Here is a 23,056-nt window from a genome sequence, read left to right on the forward strand (position 1 = left end):
AACGGTCTTCGGTAGAACGGATTGGGTAGTTATCGAACGAGTCGATTACTTGGCACCACAGTACCTGCACGGGTCCCCATCTGCCAAAACGGGGTCCATCGGGACCTGATCGGGCCCTTTGCGCGGCCGAGTCGTTGTGTGCTGGATCACTTTCTGGGGCGAATGTGGCCGAGGTCGCTCTCCTCAGGTGTTACCAAGGGTGACATTTACTGTCAGACTGCTGAAGTATGGCAACCTCCATAGTCGATCCACCGGTGCTGCTGGAGCGACCCGCCCAGCGCTATATCGCCCTCGCCGCGATCTGCCTGGCCGAATTGCTGGTCATGCTCGACAACACCCTCGTGAATGTGGCACTGCCGTCCATCGGCGTGCAGCTGACCGCCGATATCAGCAGCCTGCAGTGGGTCGTGGACGCGTTCACCCTGACTTTCGCCGGGCTGCTGCTGGCCTTCGGTAACCTCGGCGACCGCTACGGACGCAGGCTCGTGATGATGATCGGCCTGGTCGGCGTCGCCGTCATGTCGATCGCGGGCGCGCTGTCGGAATCCATGGGCCAGGTCATCGCCGCCCGCGCCGCGATGGGCGTCTTCGCCGCCGCGGTCTTCCCCGCCACCCTGGCGCTGATCATCAACATCTTCACCGACAAACGCGAGCGCGCACTGGCCATCGCGGCGTGGACCGCGATCGCCGGATTCGCCATCGCCATCGGCCCGATCTCCGGCGGCTGGCTGCTGGAGCAGTTCTCCTGGCATTCGGTCTTCTGGATCAACGTGCCGGTGGCGGCGATCGCGCTGGCCGCCACCCTGAAATGGGTGCCGGAATCCCGCGCGACACAGGTCGGCAAGCTCGATCCGCTTGGCATCGTGCTCTCCATTTCCGGCATCACGCTGCTGGTCTGGGCCATCATCGAGGCGCCGCGCTACGGCTGGCTGTCGGTGACCACCCTCGCCGCGGGCGCGCTCGGCGCGGCGCTGCTGGCCGCCTTCATCGTGTGGGAATTGCGCACCAGCGCACCGATTCTCGATATGACACTGTTCCGTAATCGGCGATTCTCGATGCCCGCCTTGGCGATCGCCGTCGGCTACTTCTCGATGTTCGGCTTCCTCTTCCTGATCACGCAGTACTTCCAGGGGGTGCGCGAGTACACGCCACTCGAATTCGGCATCGCCTCACTGCCGTTCGCGTTCTCGGTCGGCCTCGGTGCGCCGATCGCCACGCTGATGGCCCAGCGGTTCGGCACGACGCCGGTCATCGTGACCGGCCTGCTGGTGATGGGGCTCGGCCTGTACCTCGGCGGCCAGGTGACCGTGGACAGTCCCTATCTCACCGATGTGCTGCCCTCGATGGTGTCCATGGCGCTCGGTGTCGCGATCGTGCAGGGTCCCGCTACCGAATCCATCATGGGGGCATTGCCTTTGGACGAGGCGGGCGCCGGATCCGCGGTCAACGACACCACCCGCGAAATCGGCGGCACCCTCGGTGTCGCCGTGCTCGGTTCCATCGTCGCGTCCTATTACACGACCAGGATCGCGCCACGCATCGATGCCGTCCCAGCGGGATTGATGAACGACAACGAGAAAAGCCTGGTCAAGGCCAGCCCGCTCAGCGTGCTGGAGATGCGCAACCGCCAGCTGGTCCCCTTCCTCGACCAGCAACGCGAAAACCTCATCACCGCAATGAAAACCGCAGCACTCCAGGGTTCACACACCGCATCGCTGGTCGCCGCGGGCGCGGTCGTCGTATGCGCCGCGATCATCGCGATCTTCCTGCCGTGGGGCGTCCAAGAGGGCGAGTCCGTCCTCCTCGGCTGGCGCAAATCCGCACAACCGGACCCGAATTCAGCGAACCAGCACCTTCCGAGGTAGCCGAAGTCCGTCGAGCGCACCGGGCCATTCGACTGCGCTCGGCGGCGAGTCGGCCGCGATAGCGCGGCTCCGGATCGGGGGGCCGCTATTGGTGCGTCGCGTGGTGTACGAGGCGGGTCAGTACTTCCAGTGCGGCTGTGTGGAATTCGGGATCGGTGACGAGGCCGTCTTCGCCGACGGCGTCGCGGGCCACGGTGAGTTTGGCCCGGCCGGTCGGTTCCACGTGCGCGCCGACGTAGCCGAGTACCAGTGCCAGGGTGGCGTCCGCGCCTTCGCCGCGGCCGGGGGCGCCGACATTGATCCAGGTCGTCGGCTTTTCGTAGAGGTGGGCGGTGCCGACGGTCCAGTCCAGGAGGTTCTTGAAGCTGCCTGGCAGGGTGCCCGCGTATTCGGGAGTGCACAGGAGTACGGCGTCGGCGCGTGAAAGTTGTTCGCGCAGTGCGAGTACCGACGGATGTCCGGTGCCGTCGTCATCGGGACTGAAAGCGGGCAGCTCGGGCAGCCCGTCGTACCAGGCGGTTTCGATGCCCTCCGGGGCGATCGCCTGCACGGTGCGCAACGCGGCGGAATTGGTCGACGCGGCGCGGGTACTACCGGAAATCAGCAAGACAACGGTCACCCTCAGGCCAACGACCGCCGATACCGAATTAGTCCGGAGAACGCCGAAGGGCGGGAACGCGATTCGCGTTCCCGCCCTTGCGGTGTTGTTCAGCTTCCGAAAAGCCGGGTGCTACTTACGCTGATCGTTTCGAGCGACCTGCAAGCAGTTGCTACGCATCCTCGTCGAGGAGGTTGCGGGTGCGGTTCGGGTCCACCGGGATGCCCGGTCCGGTGTTCGTCGAGACCGTCACCTTCTTGACGTAGCGGCCCTTGGCGGTCGACGGCTTCACACGCAGGATCTCGTCCAGCGCGGCGCCGTAGTTCTCCACCAGCTTGGCGTCGTCGAAGGACGCCTTGCCGATGACGAAGTGCAGGTTGGCCTGCTTGTCGACGCGGAAGTTGATCTTGCCGCCCTTGATGTCGTTGACGGCCTTGGTCACATCGGGGGTGACCGTGCCCGTCTTCGGGTTCGGCATCAGGCCGCGCGGGCCGAGGACACGCGCGATCCGGCCGACCTTGGCCATCTGGTCCGGGGTGGCGATCGCGGCGTCGAAGTCCAGCCAGCCGCCCTGGATCCGCTCGATCAGGTCCTCGGCGCCGACGGCGTCCGCACCGGCGGCCTCGGCCTCGGCGGCCTTGTCGCCGACCGCGAACACGATGACGCGGGCGGTCTTACCGGTGCCGTGCGGCAGGTTGACCGTGCCGCGGACCATCTGGTCGGCCTTGCGGGGATCCACACCGAGACGAACGGCGACCTCGACGGTCGCGTCGGTCTTGGCGGTGGCGGTCTCCTTCGCCAGGCGCGCGGCGGCCAGCGGGGAGTAGAGCTTCGTGCGATCGACCTTCTCGGCCGCGGCGAGATACGCCTTGCTTCGTTTTGCCATGATTCTCTGTCCTTAAATGTCTGGTTCAGAAGTGGTTATCGGGCCTGGCCGGCCCTCCCACTGGAACAAGCGGACTCAGCCCACTGTGTTCAATGCGGGCTTCGCTGCGCTCAGCCCTCGACGGTGATACCCATCGACCGCGCGGTACCTGCGATGATCTTCGCGGCCTGCTCGATGTCGTTGGCGTTCAGGTCTTCCTGCTTGGTCTTGGCGATCTCACGGACCTGGTCCATGGTGACCTTCGCGACCTTCACGCGGTGCGGCTCGGCCGAACCCTTCTGCACACCGGCAGCCTTGAGCAGCAGCCGAGCGGCGGGCGGGGTCTTCAGCTTGAAGTCGAACGACCGGTCCTCGTACACCGAGATCTCGACCGGAATGACGTTGCCACGCTGCGACTCGGTCGCGGCGTTGTACGCCTTGCAGAACTCCATGATGTTGACGCCGTGCTGACCGAGCGCGGGGCCGACCGGAGGGGCCGGGTTCGCCTGGCCGGCCTGGATCTGCAGCTTGATGATCCCGGCGAGCTTCTTCTTCTTGGGGGGCATCTTTCTTCCTTGGTTTCGGTTCCTTACGGTTGCCGTAAGCCTTAGGCGGGCGCGGCAAAGCAACCCGCATACCTTACCGGGACCGCGATCTCGGCAAGCGAGCGGGTCCCGTCATACGAAGGCGGGGCCACGCTGTACAGCGGGCCCCGTCCGACTAGATCTTGGCGACCTGGGTGAACGCCAGCTCGACCGGAGTCTCGCGGCCGAAGATCGACACCAGCACCTTCAGCTTCTGCTGTTCGGCGTTGACCTCGGAGATGCTGGCGGGCAGCGTCGCGAACGGGCCGTCCATCACGGTCACCGACTCGCCGACCTCGAAGTCGACCTCGATGACGGGCTTCGGCGCCACATCGGTGGCGGTCTGCGCACCGCTGGCGGCAGCCTCGGCGGCCGGCTTCTTCTGCTGCTGCGCGGCCGGGACCAGGAACTTCACCACGTCGTCGATGGAAAGCGGCGACGGCCGGGAGGTGGCGCCGACGAAACCGGTGACACCGGGGGTGTTGCGCACCGCGCCCCACGACTCGTCGTTGAGCTCCATGCGGACCAGGATGTAGCCGGGCAGCACCTTGCGGTTGACGTGCTTGCGCTGGCCGTTCTTGATCTCGGTGACCTCTTCGGTCGGCACCTCGACCTGGAAGATGTACTCCTCGAGGTCCAGGTTCTGCACGCGGGTCTCGAGGTTGGCCTTCACCTTGTTCTCGTACCCGGCGTAGGAGTGGATCACGTACCAGTCACCGGGGGCGCGCCGCAGCGCTGCCTTCATCTCGGCGACCGGATCGGCCGGCTCGGCATCGATCGGGGTGGCGTCGACGAGTTCGGCCTCGTCGGCGGCCAGTTCGTCTTCGTCAGCGGCGTCGTCAGCGGTCGCGGCATCCTCGACGGACTCGGTGGCATCCACCACGGTGTCGTCGACCGGGAACTCGTCGTTTGTGTCGTTCTCCGGGGTGCTCACTGGGGCACTCGCTTCCTGTGTCGTCACGTACATCCTCTGCTGCCTGGCCGGGCGCGGCGGAACAACTCCGCACGTCCGCCCCGGAATCGGCCGACCTGCCATCGGTCGCGGGCGGCCGGCACCGGCGTGTTGTCTCGGCTCAGCCGAACAACCAGTTGACACCCTTGATGAACGCCACATCCAACCCGCTGATGAACGCGACCATGAAGATCACGAACACCAGCACAACGCTCGTATAGGTGACCATCTGCTTCCGGTTCGGCCAGATCACCTTGCGCAGTTCCGCGACAACCTGACGCAGGAAGGTGATCAGGCGCTTGAACGGATTAGCCGTTCCGGTGCGCTTGGCCTTGCCGGTGGTCTTGTCTGCCTTCTGCGATGACGCCGGCCGATCGAGCGTGGCGATCGAGCCGGTGTCCGAGGGCGACGCATTACGGCCACGCCGAGCGGAACGCTTGCCGCTCGGCCGACTCACTGCGGCGGTGCCTTCGCCTTCATCGGCCGCGCCGTGGCGAGATTCCCGCTCGTCACTCACGTCGATCCTTTCGTCGATGGCATGCTGGCCCTTTCGAGCGACCTGCAAGCAATCGCTACGGAAGGCAGGGGCGACAGGACTTGAACCTGCAACCTGCGGTTTTGGAGACCGCTGCTCTGCCAGTTGAGCTACGCCCCTTCGGTTGGACATTCGGTGAACCGATCGTGCCATCCAACCACTGTTCGATATTCAGTTGTCGCACTGGACATTTCTGTCCGGTGCGCCGGTGTCACACAACACGCGCGCTACTCCGGCGGTAACCGGCCCCGTTGGCGACAGCTTGCGCTACCACCTGGAACCAGCCCCGTAGAGCAGCGCGCAGCGGCTGGTGACCCCAGATTTCCGAGTGTACGTTACCGCCCTCGGCATTCGCCAATCAGGGTCACCCGACCAGCTCAGGCTGTGCATATTCGGCCTGATCGGGGGCCTGCGTGGCCACGCAGGCCCCCGCCTCCGGCCCTGACCGATCAGGCCAGTTGCACCGTCGCCGTCGCGCGCCCGAAGATCTTGCGCCCCGCCGACTTCGCCACGATGGCGACGACCGCGGTCCGCGTCTCCGGATCCACCGACTTCACCTTACCGGTGTACTCGATCTCGGCCGCCTCGTCGGTGCCGACATAGACCGGGCTGGTGAACCGGACGTTGTACTCCTTGACCGCACCGGGATCGCCGAGCCAGGACGTGACGAATCCGCCACCGAGGCCCATGGTGAGCATGCCGTGCGCGACCACGTTGTCCAGGCCGACGAGTTTGATCACCTCGTCGCTCCAGTGGATCGGGTTGGCGTCGCCGGAAACACCGGCGTAGTTCACCAGATCGCCACGGGTCAGCCGGACGCTGCGCGGCGGCAGTTCGTCGCCGACCGATACGTCCTCGAAGTTCAGCGCGTGCTTGCTCGGCGCCACCTCGGGCAGGCTGGTCACCGGCTCGGGCGGCACGGCCCCTGGCCGCAAAGTGCGCGGATGATGACTCGGCGCCTCTTCGCCGATGCCGTGCATGAGCACGTTGCGCACCGCGTCGTTGAGGTTCGGGTCGATATCGCCGCCGCTGCGGCCGATGAGCGTGGTGTAGGTGGTGAGCACCAGCTCGTCGTTCTGCGCGGTGACGATGTTCTTGGTGACGATGATGTCGCCGCCGAATGCCTGCCGGAACGAGTGCAGGTAGACATCGCAGACCAGCTGATCGCCGACCTTGATCGGCCGGTGGAATTCCAGGATCTGATCGGTCTGCATGATCTGGCTCAGGTCGTAGCCCGTGACGATCTGCTCGAAGAGCTTGCGCTGGGCCAGAATTCCGACGAGCGAGATGAAGGTGAGCGGGGCGAGCAGGCCGTCGTAGCCGAATTCCTGCGCCAGATCCTCGTCCCAGTGCACCGGGTGGTAGTCCTGCACGGCGCGGGCGTATTCGCGGACCTTTTCGCGGCCGACTTCGTAATAGTCGTCGACGCGGTAGTGGTGACCGACCATGGCCGCCGCGTGCGCCGCCGGGTCGAATGCTTCCGCTTCGCCCGTCTGGACCGCTTCGTCAATACCGGTGTTGATTGTCACGTGGAGGACTGTACCTATCTGACCCCGCAACGGAGTCGGCGGAGCACGCACCACCGCACCTCGTACCCGTGAAATGCGTCAGGGCCGGACAAACGTCCGGCCCTCGCGGAATCACGATCCGAGGTAAACCGAGATCAGCGTCCCGGCTCCCAACCACGCGGCAGTATCGCGCGTGGTGGGTCTAGCGGGATTCGCGATGCGCCCGGTGCGTGCCACAGTTCGGGCAGAACTTCTTCAGTTCCAGCCGATCCGGGTCATTGCGCCGGTTCTTCTTGGTGATGTAGTTGCGGTGCTTGCACTGCTCGCAGGCCAAGGTGATCTTTGGCCGGACATCGGTGGACTTCGCGGCCACGACATTCCTTCTTTCGGTCAACCAGATGGTCTGATCGGTTCTTTGGTAGCGATGGCCGGACTTGAACCGGCGACACAACGATTATGAGTCGTTTGCTCTACCGACTGAGCTACACCGCCACGGGCGTCGCATTGCCTTGATGACGCGCCCAGCCCCACGTCCGTGGACATGATAGCGATGCCGAGTCGGTCACCACCGGCAATCCGGCGAGCCCCCTAACGGAATCGAACCGTTGACCTTTTCCTTACCATGGAAACGCTCTGCCGACTGAGCTAAGGGGGCATGGCTACCTTCGCACCGAGTGTTGATCTCTCTAACCCGGAGCGCCGAAGCCTTGAACGAGGTTACACACTCAACGGCCACACCACCAAACCGGCTGCTCAGCGCCGGTTTCCACGAGACATTCGCGGCACGGGGCAGCGGCAAGGGACAACGAGGGGCGCCGAAGTGGCGTGAGAAGGAGTGCGGCAAGCGAAAACCCCCGCCGATCGTGATCGACGGGGGTTTCGGTGGCAGATGTAGGATTCGAACCTACGTAGGCTTTCGCCGACGGATTTACAGTCCGCTCCCATTGGCCGCTCGGGCAATCTGCCGTCGCGCTTTCGGCGCGGAAGCAGAATACAACGAACCTGCACCCCCAATGCAAACCGGCTGGCTATCGGCCCTGCCGGGCGGCTAACGTCATGGCTTCGGGGTAGAACTGACGAAGGCCGGGGATCACCGGCGTACGCGCCCCGGGCAGGACCGTCAGGACAGGAGCGAAGTGTGGCCGATTCGTCTTTCGATGTGGTGAGCAAGGTCGACCGTCAGGAGGTCGACAACGCACTGCATCAGGCGGAGAAGGAGCTGAACACCCGCTACGACTTCCGCGGCGTCGGCGCGACCATCGAATGGTCCGGCGAGGACAAGATCGTGCTGACGGCCGAGGCCGAGGAGCGCGTGAAGGCGGCGCTGGATGTGTTCAAGGAGAAGCTGATTCGCCGCGATATCTCGCTGAAGGCATTCGACGCGGGCGAGCCGCAGGCATCGGGCAAGCTCTACAAGATCACCGGCACGCTGGTGCAGGGCATCGATACCGAGCACGCGAAGAAGATCTCCAAGAAGATCCGCGATGAGGGCCCCAAGGGTGTCAAGGCGCAGATCCAGGGCGAGGAGCTGCGGGTGAGCAGCAAGAAGCGCGACGATCTGCAGGCGGTGATCTCGCTGCTCAAGGGCGAGGACTTCGGTATCGCACTGCAGTTCGTCAACTACCGGTAGGCCGTCGCCCGCGCAGGCGAGTCGGATCGCCGATTCGCCTGCGGGACGGTCGAATTCACCCCTAGCGCATATTCGACCCCAGCGCATATTCGACCTCAGTGGGTCCGTGGACCGCCCGCCATCTCTTCGAGGCGGGCGATGCGCTCGGCCATCGGCGGATGGGTGGAGAACCACCGCGCGGCCCGCTCGCCCGCGCGGAACGGGTTGGCGATCATCAGGTGCGACTGGGCGGTCAATTGCGGCTCAGGGGGCAGCGGAGCGGCCTGTACGCCGCGCTCCAGTTTGCGCAGTGCCGAGGCCAAAGCCAAAGGGTCACCGGTCAATTCGGCGCCGGACTGATCGGCCTGGTACTCCCGCGAGCGGGAGACGGCGAGCTTGATCAGCGAGGCCGCGATCGGGCCGAGTAGCGAGACGAGCAGCACGCCGAACATGTTGGGGCCATCACCGTTGCGGTTGCCGCCGAACATGGACGCGAAGAAGGCCAGGTTGGCCAGGCCGGAGATGACCGCGGCCAGCGCGCCGGCGATCGAGGAGATCAGGATGTCGCGGTTGTAGACGTGCGACAGCTCGTGCCCGAGCACCGCGCGCAGTTCCCGCTCGTCGAGGATCTGCAGGATACCGCTGGTACAGCACACCGCGGCATGGCGCGGGCTGCGGCCGGTGGCGAAGGCGTTCGGTGCGTTCGTCGGGCTGATGTAGAGCCGGGGCATCGGCTGCCTGGCCGTGGTCGCCAGCTCGCGCACGATCCGGTAGATGACCGGCGCCTCCAGCTCGCTGACCGGCTGGGCGTGCATCGCCTTCAACGCGATCTTGTCGCTGTTGAAGTACGCGTACGCGTTCATGCCGAGCGCGAGCAGGATGGCGAAACCGAGGATCATCGGGCTGCGGAACATCGCACCGGCGAACACGATCAACGCCGACAGACCCACCATCAGCCCGAACGTCTTCAGACCGTTCGCATACCCATGCCCGTGCATCCAGTCTCCTCGCCCACTACCCCATCCGTTGAGTGCCTTACACCAGACAAACGATAGGTGGCACGGGCAAAGTTCCGGTGTACCTCAGCCGACGCGTTCGATGGTGTAGCGGACCAGCCGCTCCAGCGCCTCGTTGGCCGGGCCCGCGGGGAGGGCGGACAGCTCGGCGTGGGCGAGGTCGGCGTAGCCGTGCAGCTTCTCCTTGGCCAGCACCATGCCGCGGGAATGGGCGAGCAGTTCGAGCGCCTCTTCGACCTCGGCGTCGGACTGCAGCGGGTTGGCGAGCAGCTTGCGCAGGCGGTCGCCCTCGGAGCCCTCGTCGCGCAGCGCGTACAGGACCGGCAGGGTGTGCACGCCCTCGCGCAGGTCGGTACCCGGCGTCTTGCCCGACTGCTCGGCGGCCGAGGAGATGTCGATGATGTCGTCGGAGATCTGGAAGGCGGTGCCGACCGCGTCGCCGAGGCGGGCGAGCCGCTCGACGTGATCGTTGTCGGCGCCGGAGAAGGTGCCGCCGAAGCGCCCGGAGGCCGCGATCAGCGAACCGGTCTTCTCCCACACCACGCGCAGGTAGTGCTCCACCGGATCCTGAGATTCGCGGGCGCCCATGGTTTCTCGCATCTGGCCGGTGACCAGCTCGGCGAAGGTCTCGGCGATGATGCGCACCGCGTCGGGGCCGAGCGTCGAGGTGAGCCGGGAGGCGTGCGCGAACAGGTAATCGCCCGCGAGGATGGCGATGTTGTTGCCCCAGCGCGAATTCACGCTCGGTGCGCCGCGGCGCATGGACGCCTCGTCCATCACGTCGTCGTGGTACAGGGTGGCCAGATGCACCAGCTCCACCACGGTGCCCGCGGTGATCAGCGCCGGATCGGTCGGGCGCGGACCGAGCTGGCCGGTGAGAATGGTGAACAGCGGACGGAACCGCTTGCCGCCCGCCTTGGCCAGATGTAGCGCCGCCTCCTGCAGGAAGAGCTCGCCGTCGGACAACTCGTCGATCAGGAGCTGCTCGACCTGCTCCAGGCCGAGGCGCACCGTCGAGGCGAGCTCGGTGTCACCGAGATCGACCCCGGCCACCACCGTGCTCTGTTCGTCCACAGCCGATGTGCTCATCTCTTCTCCCAGCGATGCGTCCGACCCCACGTATAGAGAACCTAGCGTGTCCCCGTCCGCGGGCCCATGAACACCGTCACTATGCGGTGTATCAGACACTTTCGCACACCAGGGTATGCCGCTTTCGCGCGCCTACCTGCGCGTGACTGAACCGCCTTCGACACCAACTGGGCTGCCCTGCAAGTATTGAGCGCATGGGTTCACCGGATGTCACACCCGAGGGCAACGACGGGGGCACGCCCGTACGCACCGAGGTGCTCGTGGTCGGTGCGGGTCCGGCCGGATCCGCCGCGGCGGCATGGGCCGCGCGCGCGGGCCGCGAGGTGCTGCTGATCGACTCTGCCGTGTTCCCACGCGACAAGACCTGCGGTGATGGGCTGACCCCGCGCGCGACCAAGGAGCTCGAACACCTCGGACTCGGCGAGTGGCTGCGCGCGCATACGGTCAATCACGGCCTGCGGATGGCCGGTTTCGGGCGCGAGGCGCTGCTGCCGTGGCCGGGCGGTTCCTTCCCGACCTACGGAAGCGCCGTCCCCCGAACCGAACTCGACGACAAGCTCCGCGAAACCGCGGTTAAATCGGGTGCGACCATGCTCGACGGCACCAAAGTGGTGGATATCACGCGCGAGGGCGACCGCGTCACCGGTGTGACGGTGCAGACCGGCGACGGCACGAGCTCCATCGCATGCCGGACGCTGGTGGTCGCCGACGGCGTGCGCTCCCCGATCGGCAAACTCCTCGGCCGCACCTGGCATCGCCGGTACGCGTACGGGACCGCGGCCCGCGCCTACATCAAGTCGGGGCGCAGCGACGACCAATGGATCAGCTCACATCTGGAGCTGCGCGATGCCGACGGCGAACTGGTGCCCGGCTACGGCTGGGTGTTCCCGCTGGGCAACGGCGAGGTCAACATCGGCGTCGGTTCGCTGGCCACCGAACGCCGCCCCTCCCACATCGCGCTGAAACCGCTACTGCAGCACTACACTTCGCTGCGCTTCGACGAGTGGGAGTTCGAGGGCGAGCTGCGCGCCGTCGCGTCGGCGCTGCTGCCGATGGGTGGCGCGGTGTCGAATGTGGCGGGCCGCAACTGGGTGCTGATCGGTGACGCCGCCGGGTGCGTGAACCCGCTGAACGGCGAGGGCATCGACTACGGCCTCGAGGGCGGGCACATGCTCGCCGATCTGCTCGACGAGCCGGATCTCACCAGGATCTGGCCGGAACTGCTGCGCGCACGCTACGGGCGGACCTTCTCGGTGGCCCGCCGCATCGCCGGGCTCGCCACCCATCCGCGCATGGTGCCGACCGGCGGGCCGCCGGTGATGCGGTCGAAGTACCTGCAGCGCACCGCCGTTCGCGTGATGGGCAATCTCGTCACGGACGAGGATCTGGATATCACCGCGCGCGCCTGGCGGACCGCGGGCCGCGCCTCGATGCGGTTCGACGAACTCCAGCCCTTCACCTGATCCCTGCGCGTAGGTTGAGGACCTATGGGCGACCAGGCGCCACGCGGGTTGCCGCCGCTGTATCTGCTGGTCTACCTGCGGCGGGCGCGCGATCACGCGGATCGGAACTACGCCGAGCCGCTGGATCTCGATGAGCTCGCCCGCGCCGCGGGCATTTCCAAGTACCACTTCCTGCGCGCGTTCGCGGCCGTGTACGGGGTGACGCCCGCCGCGTATCTGGCGCAGCGGCGGATCGAACGGGCTCAGGATCTGCTTCGGTCGACCAACCTGACGGTCACCGAGGTCTGCATGCTGGTCGGCTACAGCAGCCTCGGCTCGTTCAGCAGTAAATTCCGCCAGCTCGTCGGGGTGACCCCGTCGGAGTACCAGGCCGAATTCGCCGACGGCGCCCCGCGCATCCCCGGCTGCTACGTCTTCATGCACGGGCTGTCCGATCGCAAGCCGGTCGACTGAACCGCGCAATTTCGGAGAAGCCCGCGCCGGAGGCCGCGCCATAGCCTTGACGCATGACAACCATTACGAATGTTTCCCTGGTCACGGTGTACTGCACCGATCAGGACGAGGCCAAGCGGTGGTACACCGACAAGCTGGGTTTCGTGGAGACCGGCGATATCACCATGGGCGACAACGGATTCCGCTGGGTGACCGTCGCGCATCCGCAGCACATGGAGCTGGAGGTGACCCTGATGGTGCCCGGGCCGCCGCTGGACGACAATCTGGCGGAGGCGATCCGCCGTTCGATGGCCAACGGCACCCACGGCGCGCTGGGGCTGAAGACCGAGAACTGCCAGAAGACGTTCGAGGAGCTGACCGCCAAGGGCGTGGAATTCATTCAGCCGCCCGCCGAGCGCCCGTACGGCACCGAGGCGATCATCCGCGACTGCTCGGGCAACTGGCTGGTGCTGGTGGAGCCGAAGGACTACTCGCCGGAGGACTTCGCCTGAGCACGCATTGCCTGAGCACGCGGAGCAGCACCTCCCGTGCCCCGGCGGGCGCCAGGGCACGGGAGGCGACGGTCAGACCGCGTCCGCCTGGTTGGCGAACCACTCCTCGATGAACTTCTGCTCGCTCTTGAGCACCCGGTGGTGCAGCTGCTCGGCGAGCGGCTCGATGGCGCCGCCGACCACCGGCACCTTGACCTCGACGGTGCCGACCACCTCGATCTCGGAGCCCTCCGCGGTCGAGCGCATCTCGTAGGTGCCCGACATCTCGGTGGTGATCCCCGTCGTCGCGCCCGCGAAGCTGCCCTTGGCGATCTCGCCGTCGAGCACGCCCCAGTCGTCGGTACGTTCGAGTACCAGCGGGCTCTTGAGCACCTTGCTCACCACGCTGGGAACCTTGTCCTCACTTGCCTTTTCGGTCATATGAATGCGGATGGTGCTGTCGCCGTCCGGATGCGACAACTCCAGCGTCGCCGTCGCGGCTTCCGCGAAACGGGCCTGCCAGAGCGCCTCGTTGGTAACTGCCCGGTGAAGCTCTTCTACCGGGACGGAGTAGGGCACGGTGAAGCTGAATTTTCGGGACATGGGCGCACACGGTAGCGGAGCCGCCGAGTAGCCTTGTGCGGTGTCGGAAACCAGCCAGTCGGAAAGGCGGTCGAACCGCCTGAGGCGGGCCAGGATCGGCGTCATCACGGCCGCCGCCGTGGTCAGCGTCCTCATGGTGCTGCTGGTGCTCGCGGCCTGGCGCAACGACTATCTGATCAGCTCGGACAAGGGTGTCGCGACGGCCGAGGTGCTCTCGGCGGGACGGCTGCGTTCGGCGGTCAGCTATGTGACGCCCGACGGCGTCAACCACAATCCGAAGGTCGGCGTGCTGTATCCGACCAATCTGACCGCCGGTGAGCGGATCAACGTGGAGTATTCGCGCAGCGATCCCGACCTGGTGCGGGTGGCCGGGCGCGACGTGCGCGTCGCGATACCGCCCGCGCTCTCGGTGATCGCGGTGAGCTGGGCGCTGGCGCTGCCCGCGTGGTGGATCCTGATCCGGGTCGGCAGGCGCACGCCGGACGAGGACTGAGCCGGATCAGAACCGAGCGGCCCCGACAGTTCGCCGGAACTTTCCGTCGGCGTCACGTCGGTGTCGAAGGGCGGCGCGCTGCGGCGGTCAGTCTGAGATCGTGCGTGTAGCGATCGTCGCGGAGTCGTTCCTGCCGAACATGAACGGCGTGGTCAACTCCGTCCTGCGGGTGTTGGACCACCTGGACCAGCACGGCCACGACGCCATGATCGTCGCGCCGGACACCCTGCGCGGGGTACCGCCCGCGCCACGCTGGCACGGCCGATTCCCGGTGCACCGGGTACCCGCGATGATGGTGCCGAAGATCAGTTCGCTGCCGGTGGGGCTGCCGCAGCCGGGCATCACCGCGGCCATCGACGAATTCGACGCCGATGTGGTGCATCTGGCCTCGCCGTTCCTGCTCGGCGCGGGCGGGCTGGGCGCCGCGCTGCGGCTCGATCTACCGTCGGTCGCGGTCTATCAGACCGATGTGGCCGGCTTCGCCAAGAGCTACGGGCTCGGCCTGGCCAGCCGCGCGGCATGGGGCTGGACGCGCCGGATCCACGAGGGCGCGACCAGGACGCTCGCGCCGTCCAGCGCGGCCGCCGAAGATCTTGCGCGGCACGGTATTCCGCGGGTGCACCGGTGGGCGCGCGGGGTGGACATCGCGCGCTTCAGCCCCTCGGCCCGGCGCGAGGAGCTCCGCGCATCCTGGCTCGGCGGCCACGATCGACTACTCGTCGGCTTCGTCGGGAGGCTCGCGCCGGAAAAGCACGTCGAGCGGCTCGCGGTGCTGGCCGCGGATCCGGACGTCCAGCTGGTGATCGTCGGCGACGGGCCGGAGCGGGCGCGGCTGACCCGGCTGCTGTCCGGTGCGGTCTTCACCGGCGAACTGGGCGGCGCCGAGCTCGCACAGGCCTACGCGAGCCTGGACGTGATGGTGCATCCCGGCGAGCACGAGACGTTCTGCCAGGGCGTGCAGGAGGCGCTGTCCGCGGGCATCCCGGTGATCGGTCCCGACGCGGGCGGCCCGCGCGACCTGATCGCGCACTGCCGCAACGGATATCTGCTGCCGGTGGACCGCTTCACCGAACTGCTGCCGAGCGCGGTTGCGGCACTGCGCGATCCGGCGCTGCGCGCCAAATTCGCGGGCGCTGCCCGCAAATCCGTGCTGCACCGCACCTGGCCCGCCATCTGCACCGAGCTCATGGGCCACTACGCCGACGTCACCGGCACCCAGTTGCGATTGCCACATACCGCCTGACTTTCGCGCGTCGTGTCCAGTGCCACGCCGATGAGCAGGCCGTCCCGCGTTAGGGTCGAGTACGTGGCTAAAACGCAATCGGTCCGTGCCTCGCTGGACAAGCAACCGCACGAGGTCGCGTCGATGTTCGACGGTGTCGCCAAGCGATACGACCTGACCAACACCGTGATCTCCGCCGGGCAGGACCGGTACTGGCGCTGGGCGGTGCACAAGGCGGTCGCGCCGCGCCCGGGTGAGCGGGTGCTCGATCTCGCGGCCGGCACCGGGGTGTCCACCCTGGATCTGGCGAAGTCCGGCGCATGGTGCCTCGCGGCCGATTTCTCCAAGGGCATGCTCGCCGCCGGCAAGTTCCGCGAGGTGCCGATGGTGGCGGCCGACGCCACCAACCTGCCGTTCGCCGACGACTCCTTCGACGCGGTGACCATCTCCTATGGCCTGCGCAACATCTCCGACACCGATCAGGCGCTACGCGAGATGCTGCGCGTCACCAAGCCGGGCGGGCGCATGGTGATCGCGGAGTTCTCCACGCCGATCATCCCGGTGTTCCGCACCGTCTACATGGAGTACCTGATGAAGGCGCTGCCCAAGGTGGCGCGCGCGGTCAGCAGCAACCCCGATGCCTACGTCTACCTGGCCGAATCCGTCCGCGCGTGGCCGAACCAGCGCCAGCTCGCGATGCGGATCGCCGATGCGGGCTGGTCGTCGGTGAAGTGGCGCAACCTCACCGGCGGCGTCGTGGCGCTGCATCGCGGCTACAAGCTGGGCTGATCACACTTCCTCACCGCCGCCGCCGCGCGCGGTGAGGAAAATTGTCACTTGGCGATAACGTCGGGTAAATCCGGCGCAACCGAGGTTGGCCATGATCGGTGACATGTCGGATACAGCCTCGGACCTCGGCACGGGTGACGCTCGAACAGCGTGCTCGTACTGCGGAGTGGGCTGCGGCATCACCGTGCAAACCCGGCGCGACGATACCGGCGCGCCGGTGATCGCCAAGGTCAGCGGCGACAAACTGCATCCGGCCAACGCGGGCAGGCTGTGCACCAAGGGCGCCACCCACCTGGAGTTGATGCGCACACCGGGCCGGATGGAGACGGCGTATCTGCGCCCGGAGCGCGACCAGGTGCCGCTGCCGGTCCCGGTGGACGAGGCGGTCCGCGAGGCGGCGCGGCGACTGCGCGCCATCCTCGATGAACACGGGCCCGACGCGATCGCGCTGTACGTCTCCGGGCAGATGTCACTGGAGGCGCAGTACCTGGCGACCAAACTCGCCAAGGGCTACCTGCGCACGTTGCATATCGAGTCGAATTCACGGCTGTGCATGGCCAGCGCGGGCACCGGCTACAAGCAGTCGCTCGGCGCGGACGGACCGCCCGGCTCCTACGACGACTTCGAGCACGCCGATCTGTTCCTGGTGGTCGGCTCGAATATGGCCGACTGTCATCCGATCCTGTTCTTGCGGATGGCCGATCGGCTGAAGGCGGGCGCGAAGCTGATCGTCGTCGATCCGCGGCGCACCGACACCGCCGCACGGGCCGATCTCTTCTTGCAGATCACGCCGGGCACCGACCTCGCGCTGCTGAACGGGCTGCTGCACCTGCTGCTCGCCAACGGTGATATCGACAAGGACTTCATCGCCGAGCACACCGAGGGCTGGGACGCGATGCCCGAATTCCTCGCCGACTACACCCCGGATCGGGTGGCCGAGGTCACCGGGCTGGCCGAGGCCGATATCCGTACCGCCGCGCGCTGGATCGGCGAGGCGGGCGAATGGATGACGCTGTGGACGATGGGGCTGAACCAGTCCACCCACGGCACCTGGAGCACCAACGCGATCTGCAATCTGCACCTGGCCACCGGGGCCATCAGCCGTCGCGGCAGTGGCCCGTTCTCGCTGACCGGCCAGCCCAATGCCATGGGCGGGCGCGAAATGGGTTACATGGGACCGGGCCTGCCGGGCCAGCGCACCGTGCTCTCCCCCGACGACCGCACCTTCGTCGAAACGGCGTGGGGCATCGAGCCGGGCAGCATTCGCAGCGAGGCCGGGCCCGGCACCATCGAGATGTTCCGCGAGATGGCCGAGGCGCGGATCAGGGCGGCCTGGATCATCTGCACCAATCCCGTTGCGTCGGTGTCCAATCGGAAGACCGTGATCGCGGGCCTCGAGGCGGCCGAGCTGGTGATCACCCAGGACACCTACACCGAGACCGCGACCAACGCCTACGCCGACATCATGCTGCCCGCCACGCTGTGGGCCGAAGCCGATGCCACCATGGTGAATTCGGAGCGCAACGTCACCCTGCTACGGCGTTCGGTCGATCCGGTCGGCGACGCGCGCCCCGATTGGCTGCTCATCGCGCAGGTGGCCACGGCGATGGGGTTCGACGGCTTCCAGTTCGGCTCCAGCGCCGAGGTTTTCGAGGAGATCACGCGGTTCGCCAATCCGGCCACCGGCTACGACCTGCGCGGGATGAGTTACGAAGCGCTGCGCGAGGGGCCGATGCAGTGGCCGTGCGCGGATGCCACCCGGCGGCGAAACCCGATGCGGTATCACAACGACGGGGTCAGCCAGTCGCTGTTCGTCGACGAGGAAGGGCATCGCCCGCCGCTCGCCTTCGCTACGCCGAGCCGCAAGGCGGTGTTCTGGCCGCGGCCGCACCTGGCGCCGAACGAGCTGCCCGACGACGACTACCCGTTCGTGCTCAATACCGGCAGGCTGCAGCATCAGTGGCACACGATGACCAAGACGGGCAAGATCGACAAGCTCACCAAGCTGAACGGCCGGCCGTTCGTCGAGGTGCATCCCGCCGATGCCGAGCGGCTCGGGATCGGCGCCGGTGATCAGCTCGAAATCGCCTCGCGCCGTGGCCGCGCCGTACTTCCGGTGTCGATCAGCGATCGGGTGCGCCCCGGTAATTGCTTCGCGCCGTTCCACTGGAACGACGAACAGGGCGAGTATCTGACCATCAACGCGGTCACCAACGACGCGGTGGATCCCTTCTCGCTACAGCCGGAGTTCAAGGTGTGCGCGGTATCGCTGCGCCGGGTCGCCACCATGCCGGAAGCGCCCGTCACCCCCGAGGCGTCCACCGCCACCGAGACCGCGGAGCCGCCGCGGCATCCGCTGGCGGTCATGCTCGGCCTGGACGCGGCAACCACACCGACGCTGTCGGAGAGCGAGCGAATCTACCTGAGCGGGTATCTGTCCGCGCTGCAGGCGGTTTCGGTGATCGGTCAGCCGGTGCTGCCCGACACCGCGCCGATGTCGCCGCGCAGCAGGCTCTGGATCGACGGCCTGCTCGCAGGCATGTACTCGCGTGGGACGACAACCGCGACGGGACAGCAGGAAGCAGCGCCCGAGCGGCCGGTCACCGTGCTGTGGGCGTCGCAGACCGGCAACGCGGAGGAGTTCGCGGCCACCGCGGGCGGGCGGCTCGCCGAATCCGGTTTCACCCCACGACTGCTCGATATGGATTCGTGTTCGCTCGACGAGCTGTCCGGCGATGTGCTGGTGATCAGCAGCACCTTCGGCGACGGCGGCGCACCGGACAACGGGTCGGACTTCTGGGACCGCCTGAGCGACAGCGCCATCCGGCTCTCGCAATTGCGCTACGCGGTGTTCGCGCTAGGCGACTCCTCCTATGACGATTTCTGCGGGCACGGCCGCAAGCTCGACGAGAAGCTCGCCGCCTGCGGGGCGACCAGACTGCTGCCCCGGGTGGACAGCGAACCCGATTACGAGGAACCGGCGGCACGCTGGCTCGACGACGTACTTGCCGCACTGAACGGTGCGGGTGATTCCGGTGCACCGCAAGCGGATTCGGCTCCGCCCGCACCGCAGCTCGACGGCCCGGCCCCGCGCACGGTGCGGATCGCCAACTCCAGCACCATGACCCGTGCCGCCGCGCCCGCACCGGGGCGGCGACAGGCCGCGCCCGCGTCGTTCACCCGCAGCGCGCCGCTGTCGGCGTCGCTGGTCCGCAACGAGATCCTGTCGCTGCCCGGATCCTCGAAGGAGGTGCGGCAGTTCGGATTCCACCTCGGCGGCACGGAAGCGAGCTACGAGGTCGGCGATTCGCTCGGCGTGTGGCCTGCCAACGGCGCCGAGCTGGTCACCGAATGGCTGGCGGTGACCGGCCTGGAGGGTCGCCGCATCGTCGAACTCGACGACCGGGAGCTGACGCTGGCCGAGGCGCTGCGCACCCGCTACGACATCACCAAGATCAGCCCCGATCTGCTCGGGTTCATCGCCGACCGCAATCCGAGCAACCAGCTCGCCAAGCTGCTGCGCCGCGACAACCGCATCGAGCTCGACAACTACCTGTGGGACCGTCAGGCCGTCGACCTGCTCCGCGATTTCCCGGTGCGCGCCGATCTGGTCGACTGGCTGGGCACGCTCAAAAAGCTGCAGCCGCGCCAGTATTCGATTTCGTCGAGCCCGCTGGTCAATCCCGACGAGGTGCAGCTGACGGTCGGCGTGGTGCGCTACGGGGACGCGGCGACGCGCCGCGGCGGCGTGTGCTCGACCTACCTCGCCGATCGGGTCGGCGCGACCGAACCCGGCGGCACGGTGCCGATCTTCCTGCAGCGGGCACCGCACTTCCGGCCGCCGGTCGACCCGACGACGCCGATGATCATGGTCGGTCCCGGTACCGGCATCGCGCCGTTCCGCGGCTTCCTGCACGAGCGGCGCGCACTAGGCGCCACCGGCCGTAACTGGCTGTTCTTCGGTGATCAGCACGCGGCCAAGAACTTCTACTACCGCGCCGAATTGGAGGACATGTTCCGCTCCGGCTTCCTCACCCGGCTCGATCTCGCCTTCTCCCGCGACCAGCGCGAGCGGATCTACGTGCAGCACAGGATGATCGAGCACGGCGCGGAGCTGTGGTCCTGGCTGAAGGACGGCGCCCACCTCTATGTGTGCGGCGACGCCGCGCGCATGGCCAAGGATGTCGACGAGACCCTGCTCTCCATCGCGCGGATCCACGGCAAGCTCGACGAGGTGGGTGCGCTCGCCTTCAAGAAGCAGCTCGTCGCGGAGAAGCGCTACGTCCGCGACGTGTACTGACAAGGCCCGCAGACCTCACACCGCAGGCGGATTCAGCCGGGCGAAGTCGGGCATGCGGTAGTACGGGTAGTAGGGGTACGGCGGGGTCGCCGCGCTGGCCTTGTCCAGGCGGGCGATCTGCTCGGCGTCGAGCTGCCAGCCGATCGCACCGAGGTTCTGCCGCAGCTGCTCCTCGTTGCGCGCGCCGACGATGACCGTGGACACGGTCGGCCGCCGCAGCAGCCAGTTGAGCGCGATCTGCGGGACGGTCTTGCCTGTCTCCGCGGCGATGTCGTCCAGTACGTCGACCACGCCGTAGAGGCGCTCGTCGTCGACCGGCGGCCCGGCCTGCGCGGTCTGGTGCAGCCTGCTGCCGTCCGGCAGCGGCTGCCCGCGCCGGATCTTGCCGGTCAGCCTGCCCCAGCCGAGCGGGCTCCACACCACCGCGCCGACGCCCTGATCCTGGCCGAGCGGCATCAGCTCCCACTCGTAGTCGCGGCCGACCAGCGAGTAGTACACCTGGTGCGCGACGTAGCGGGTGAGGCCGTTCTTGTCCGCCGCGGCAAGGGATTTCATCAGCTGCCAGCCGGCGAAGTTGGAGGCGCCGAGGTAGCGGATCTTGCCCGCGCGCACCAGATCGTGCAGTGCGGCAAGGGTTTCCTCGACCGGTGTGCGCGCGTCGAAGGCGTGCAGCTGGAACAGGTCGATGTGGTCGACGCCGAGCCTGCGCAGCGAGGCCTCCACCGCACCGATCAGCCTGGCCCGGCCCGCACCGAGCTCGCCGGCGCCGGGACCGGTGGGCAGGCCCGCCTTGGTGGACAGCAGCACCTGATCGCGGCGCCCCTTGATGGCCGCGCCGAGCACCTCCTCGGAGGCGCCGTCGGAATAGACATCGGCCGTGTCGAACATGCTGACGCCCGCCTCCAGGCTGATGTCGACAAGCCGCCGCGCCTGGTCGGCATCGGTGTCGCCCCACGCGCTGAACAGCTCACCACGCCCACCGAAGGTGCCCGCGCCGAAGCTGAGGGCCGGGACGAGCAGACCTGATGCGCCGAGCCGCCGGTACTCCATGATGACTCCTAAAGGGTCTATAGTTCCGTTAACACGTCGAACCCTACACCTGTCGCGCCATAAATGAAACTGGAGTTCCGTTATGACTGACGAAGTCAGCACCCCCGGCTCGGTTCGCCCTGGCGGGCGCACCGCTCGCGTTCGCGAATCCGTCCTGCGGGCCGCGGGCGATCTGCTCGCCGAACGCGGTTTCGCGCACCTCGATCTGGCCGAGGTCGCCGCCAAGGCCGAGGTCGGCAAGACCACCGTCTACCGCCGCTGGCGCACCCCCACCGGACTGGTCACCGACCTGCTGACCGATATGGCCGAACAGTCACTGCCGCACGCCGACACCGGCTCATTGCTCGGCGATCTCACCGCGAACGCCCGCCTGGTCGCCAAGACGCTCACCGATCCACGCCAGGGCCGCCTCTTCCAGGCCGTCATCTCCGCCGCCACCTGTGACGACTCCGCCGCGACAGCGCTGCGCCGCTTCTACGACATCCGCCTCACCGAATGGGCCGCCTGCATCGAAGCCGCCATCAAGCGGGGCGAAGCGCCGCCGAACACCGACGCGCGCGCCGCCATCGCAGCCGTCTCCGCCCCCCTCTACTACCGCCTGCTGGCCAGCGGTGACCCCATCGATGACACCGCCGCCGACACCGCCGCCCAGGCCGCCGTAAACGCCATCACCGCAGGAACATTCGTCACAACCCCGGAATCGAGGACGGCAGGTTGATCCGCTGCGGGGCTACTCGGCCGTACATCGACCGATGCGCTATCCCCTGTCGTTTCCCGAACGCATGCGGGCGGTTCTCACGCGCTGGCACAGTCCGCGCGACGCCGCCCGAACGGGCCCGTCGCGACCATGTTGTGACAGCGAAAAGCCCTGGAAAAGAGGAGAATTGGTAGATGAAGGGCGATCGAGTCGAGATTGTCGTCGACTTCGGCGACGGGTCTCGCAGTTACGACATTGTCGCAACCCGTGCGGGGCGGCGAGTAGATGTGCGCATCGCGCGCGGAGTGGTCGAAGTCAGCGAGGTGACGCGCAACGGCACGCCGGTGCGTACCGCGCGGTTCATGGCGGGGCGCACGCTGGCGCTGGTGGAGCATCCGGCGAACGGGGCGGGGCCACTGAGCGACGAATGAATTCGGGCGACCGGTCGGGTTGCCCCGTCGCGCGCCGCGGCGCATCCTCGAATCAAGTGGACTGTCCACGCCGAAGTGGGGTACCCACCGAGGAGGTCAACGCGGAGAGGAGCGAGCACGATGATCGATCGCAGCACAACCCGCACCATGGACGCGGTTCCGGAGGCGGACTACGTCGAGCAGTCCATCCCGGCATACCCGGAGGATCCCACCGGTTCCGACGACGAGAACACCGAAGCGGAACTGTCGGCCGCCATCGACCGCGACGCCTTCACCGCCGACCCGGCCGATATCGTCGAACAGTCGATACCGGTCCCGCTGGACGACGAACGCGACCCATCCCCCAGCTACTGACTCGCACAGTACGACAACATCTTTGGGCTGCCGAAACCCGATGGTCTCGATCCCGGCGGCCCTGCGTTTCGGCAGCGACCATCTCGGGTTCGATTACGAGACCCGCCAGT

The 23,056-nt window shown here is 67.2% G+C and carries 23 protein-coding genes and 4 tRNA genes; 12 read left to right on the forward strand and 15 right to left on the reverse strand.

Features of this window, described 5'->3' with window-relative positions:
* Positions 1 to 227: 227 nt before the first annotated feature.
* Positions 228 to 1,865 (forward strand): MFS transporter, encoded by a 1,638-nt coding sequence (locus ACIG5A_RS39480; RefSeq protein WP_397249877.1) that lies wholly within the window; start codon positions 228 to 230, stop codon positions 1,863 to 1,865.
* Positions 1,866 to 1,950: 85 nt separating this feature from the next.
* Here ACIG5A_RS39480 and ACIG5A_RS39485 read toward each other — a convergent pair whose 3' ends face one another.
* The 11 genes from ACIG5A_RS39485 to ACIG5A_RS39535 form a co-directional block, all read right to left on the reverse strand.
* Positions 1,951 to 2,484 carry an NADPH-dependent FMN reductase gene (locus tag ACIG5A_RS39485; RefSeq protein ID WP_397249879.1) on the reverse strand — a complete coding sequence of 178 codons (534 nt, stop codon included), beginning with the start codon at positions 2,482 to 2,484 and terminating at the stop codon, positions 1,951 to 1,953.
* Positions 2,485 to 2,635: 151 nt separating this feature from the next.
* Positions 2,636 to 3,349: a 50S ribosomal protein L1 gene (gene rplA, locus ACIG5A_RS39490; protein WP_397249881.1), complete on the reverse strand. Its 714-nt coding sequence runs from the start codon at positions 3,347 to 3,349 to the stop codon at positions 2,636 to 2,638.
* A 110-nt stretch (positions 3,350 to 3,459) separates the two neighbouring features.
* Positions 3,460 to 3,894: a 50S ribosomal protein L11 gene (gene rplK / locus ACIG5A_RS39495; RefSeq protein WP_397249883.1), complete on the reverse strand. Its 435-nt coding sequence runs from the start codon at positions 3,892 to 3,894 to the stop codon at positions 3,460 to 3,462.
* A gap of 154 nt (positions 3,895 to 4,048) precedes the next feature.
* Positions 4,049 to 4,846: a transcription termination/antitermination protein NusG gene (gene nusG, locus ACIG5A_RS39500; protein ID WP_397250329.1), complete on the reverse strand. Its 798-nt coding sequence runs from the start codon at positions 4,844 to 4,846 to the stop codon at positions 4,049 to 4,051.
* A 139-nt stretch (positions 4,847 to 4,985) separates the two neighbouring features.
* The gene (gene secE, locus ACIG5A_RS39505) at positions 4,986 to 5,381 is read right to left on the reverse strand and encodes a preprotein translocase subunit SecE (RefSeq protein ID WP_397249885.1); all 396 of its coding nucleotides are present in this window, start codon (positions 5,379 to 5,381) and stop codon (positions 4,986 to 4,988) included.
* Positions 5,382 to 5,446: 65 nt separating this feature from the next.
* Positions 5,447 to 5,519: transfer RNA gene (locus tag ACIG5A_RS39510), tRNA-Trp, on the reverse strand.
* A 329-nt stretch (positions 5,520 to 5,848) separates the two neighbouring features.
* On the reverse strand, positions 5,849 to 6,922 hold the full coding sequence (locus ACIG5A_RS39515; RefSeq protein ID WP_397250331.1) for a fused (3R)-hydroxyacyl-ACP dehydratase subunits HadA/HadB: 1,074 nt from the start codon (positions 6,920 to 6,922) through the stop codon (positions 5,849 to 5,851).
* Between the two features lie 187 nt (positions 6,923 to 7,109).
* Positions 7,110 to 7,280: a 50S ribosomal protein L33 gene (gene rpmG, locus ACIG5A_RS39520; RefSeq protein WP_011211653.1), complete on the reverse strand. Its 171-nt coding sequence runs from the start codon at positions 7,278 to 7,280 to the stop codon at positions 7,110 to 7,112.
* Positions 7,281 to 7,323: 43 nt separating this feature from the next.
* Positions 7,324 to 7,399: transfer RNA gene (locus ACIG5A_RS39525), tRNA-Met, on the reverse strand.
* A gap of 90 nt (positions 7,400 to 7,489) precedes the next feature.
* Positions 7,490 to 7,562 (reverse strand) — tRNA-Thr (locus tag ACIG5A_RS39530).
* Positions 7,563 to 7,790: 228 nt separating this feature from the next.
* Positions 7,791 to 7,873 (reverse strand) — tRNA-Tyr (locus ACIG5A_RS39535).
* A 172-nt stretch (positions 7,874 to 8,045) separates the two neighbouring features.
* On the opposite strand from ACIG5A_RS39535, the gene ACIG5A_RS39540 reads away from it, so the two are divergent.
* The gene (locus tag ACIG5A_RS39540; RefSeq protein WP_397249887.1) at positions 8,046 to 8,537 is read left to right on the forward strand and encodes a YajQ family cyclic di-GMP-binding protein; all 492 of its coding nucleotides are present in this window, start codon (positions 8,046 to 8,048) and stop codon (positions 8,535 to 8,537) included.
* A 95-nt stretch (positions 8,538 to 8,632) separates the two neighbouring features.
* On the opposite strand, the gene htpX is transcribed toward ACIG5A_RS39540, so the two are convergent.
* Together htpX and ACIG5A_RS39550 are read right to left on the reverse strand one after the other, a co-directional pair.
* Positions 8,633 to 9,514, reverse strand: coding sequence for a zinc metalloprotease HtpX (htpX, locus tag ACIG5A_RS39545; protein ID WP_397249889.1), 882 nt, complete (start codon positions 9,512 to 9,514; stop codon positions 8,633 to 8,635).
* 84 nt (positions 9,515 to 9,598) lie between these two features.
* On the reverse strand, positions 9,599 to 10,621 hold the full coding sequence (locus tag ACIG5A_RS39550) for a polyprenyl synthetase family protein (RefSeq protein ID WP_397249891.1): 1,023 nt from the start codon (positions 10,619 to 10,621) through the stop codon (positions 9,599 to 9,601).
* A 194-nt stretch (positions 10,622 to 10,815) separates the two neighbouring features.
* Between ACIG5A_RS39550 and ACIG5A_RS39555 the strand changes: the two genes are divergently transcribed.
* From ACIG5A_RS39555 to ACIG5A_RS39565, 3 genes are read left to right on the forward strand one after another with little or no spacing between them, the layout of a single operon-like run.
* Positions 10,816 to 12,084 (forward strand): geranylgeranyl reductase family protein, encoded by a 1,269-nt coding sequence (locus ACIG5A_RS39555; protein WP_397249893.1) that lies wholly within the window; start codon positions 10,816 to 10,818, stop codon positions 12,082 to 12,084.
* 24 nt (positions 12,085 to 12,108) lie between these two features.
* Positions 12,109 to 12,537 carry a helix-turn-helix transcriptional regulator gene (locus tag ACIG5A_RS39560; protein ID WP_397249895.1) on the forward strand — a complete coding sequence of 143 codons (429 nt, stop codon included), beginning with the start codon at positions 12,109 to 12,111 and terminating at the stop codon, positions 12,535 to 12,537.
* A 53-nt stretch (positions 12,538 to 12,590) separates the two neighbouring features.
* On the forward strand, positions 12,591 to 13,028 hold the full coding sequence (locus ACIG5A_RS39565) for a VOC family protein (protein ID WP_397249897.1): 438 nt from the start codon (positions 12,591 to 12,593) through the stop codon (positions 13,026 to 13,028).
* Between the two features lie 72 nt (positions 13,029 to 13,100).
* On the opposite strand, the gene ACIG5A_RS39570 is transcribed toward ACIG5A_RS39565, so the two are convergent.
* Entirely contained in the window at positions 13,101 to 13,610 is a 510-nt protein-coding gene (locus ACIG5A_RS39570) for a DUF2505 domain-containing protein (protein WP_397249899.1), read from the reverse strand.
* A 40-nt stretch (positions 13,611 to 13,650) separates the two neighbouring features.
* On the opposite strand from ACIG5A_RS39570, the gene ACIG5A_RS39575 reads away from it, so the two are divergent.
* From ACIG5A_RS39575 to ACIG5A_RS39590, 4 genes are all read left to right on the forward strand, one after another.
* Positions 13,651 to 14,103: a DUF3592 domain-containing protein gene (locus ACIG5A_RS39575; protein WP_397249901.1), complete on the forward strand. Its 453-nt coding sequence runs from the start codon at positions 13,651 to 13,653 to the stop codon at positions 14,101 to 14,103.
* 100 nt (positions 14,104 to 14,203) lie between these two features.
* A complete protein-coding gene (locus ACIG5A_RS39580; RefSeq protein ID WP_397249903.1) occupies positions 14,204 to 15,346 on the forward strand; it encodes a glycosyltransferase family 4 protein in 1,143 nt (380 codons plus the stop codon).
* 30 nt (positions 15,347 to 15,376) lie between these two features.
* Positions 15,377 to 16,114, forward strand: a complete 738-nt coding sequence (locus ACIG5A_RS39585) for a demethylmenaquinone methyltransferase (protein WP_397250334.1) — start codon at positions 15,377 to 15,379, stop codon at positions 16,112 to 16,114.
* Between the two features lie 91 nt (positions 16,115 to 16,205).
* Positions 16,206 to 20,414, forward strand: a complete 4,209-nt coding sequence (locus ACIG5A_RS39590; protein WP_397249905.1) for a molybdopterin-dependent oxidoreductase — start codon at positions 16,206 to 16,208, stop codon at positions 20,412 to 20,414.
* Positions 20,415 to 20,429: 15 nt separating this feature from the next.
* On the opposite strand, the gene ACIG5A_RS39595 is transcribed toward ACIG5A_RS39590, so the two are convergent.
* Complete coding sequence (locus ACIG5A_RS39595; RefSeq protein WP_397249907.1) at positions 20,430 to 21,464, reverse strand: aldo/keto reductase; 1,035 nt, start codon at positions 21,462 to 21,464, stop codon at positions 20,430 to 20,432.
* A gap of 82 nt (positions 21,465 to 21,546) precedes the next feature.
* Here ACIG5A_RS39595 and ACIG5A_RS39600 point away from each other — a divergent pair, with 82 nt between their 5' ends.
* From ACIG5A_RS39600 to ACIG5A_RS39610, 3 genes are all read left to right on the forward strand, one after another.
* Positions 21,547 to 22,182, forward strand: a complete 636-nt coding sequence (locus tag ACIG5A_RS39600; protein ID WP_397249909.1) for a TetR/AcrR family transcriptional regulator — start codon at positions 21,547 to 21,549, stop codon at positions 22,180 to 22,182.
* Positions 22,183 to 22,355: 173 nt separating this feature from the next.
* Positions 22,356 to 22,592, forward strand: coding sequence for a hypothetical protein (locus tag ACIG5A_RS39605; protein ID WP_397249911.1), 237 nt, complete (start codon positions 22,356 to 22,358; stop codon positions 22,590 to 22,592).
* Between the two features lie 120 nt (positions 22,593 to 22,712).
* Positions 22,713 to 22,946, forward strand: a complete 234-nt coding sequence (locus ACIG5A_RS39610; RefSeq protein WP_397249913.1) for a hypothetical protein — start codon at positions 22,713 to 22,715, stop codon at positions 22,944 to 22,946.
* Positions 22,947 to 23,056: the final 110 nt, after the last annotated feature.

Source organism: Nocardia sp. NPDC052566, from assembly GCF_044547285.1.
Lineage (GTDB): Bacteria > Actinomycetota > Actinomycetes > Mycobacteriales > Mycobacteriaceae > Nocardia.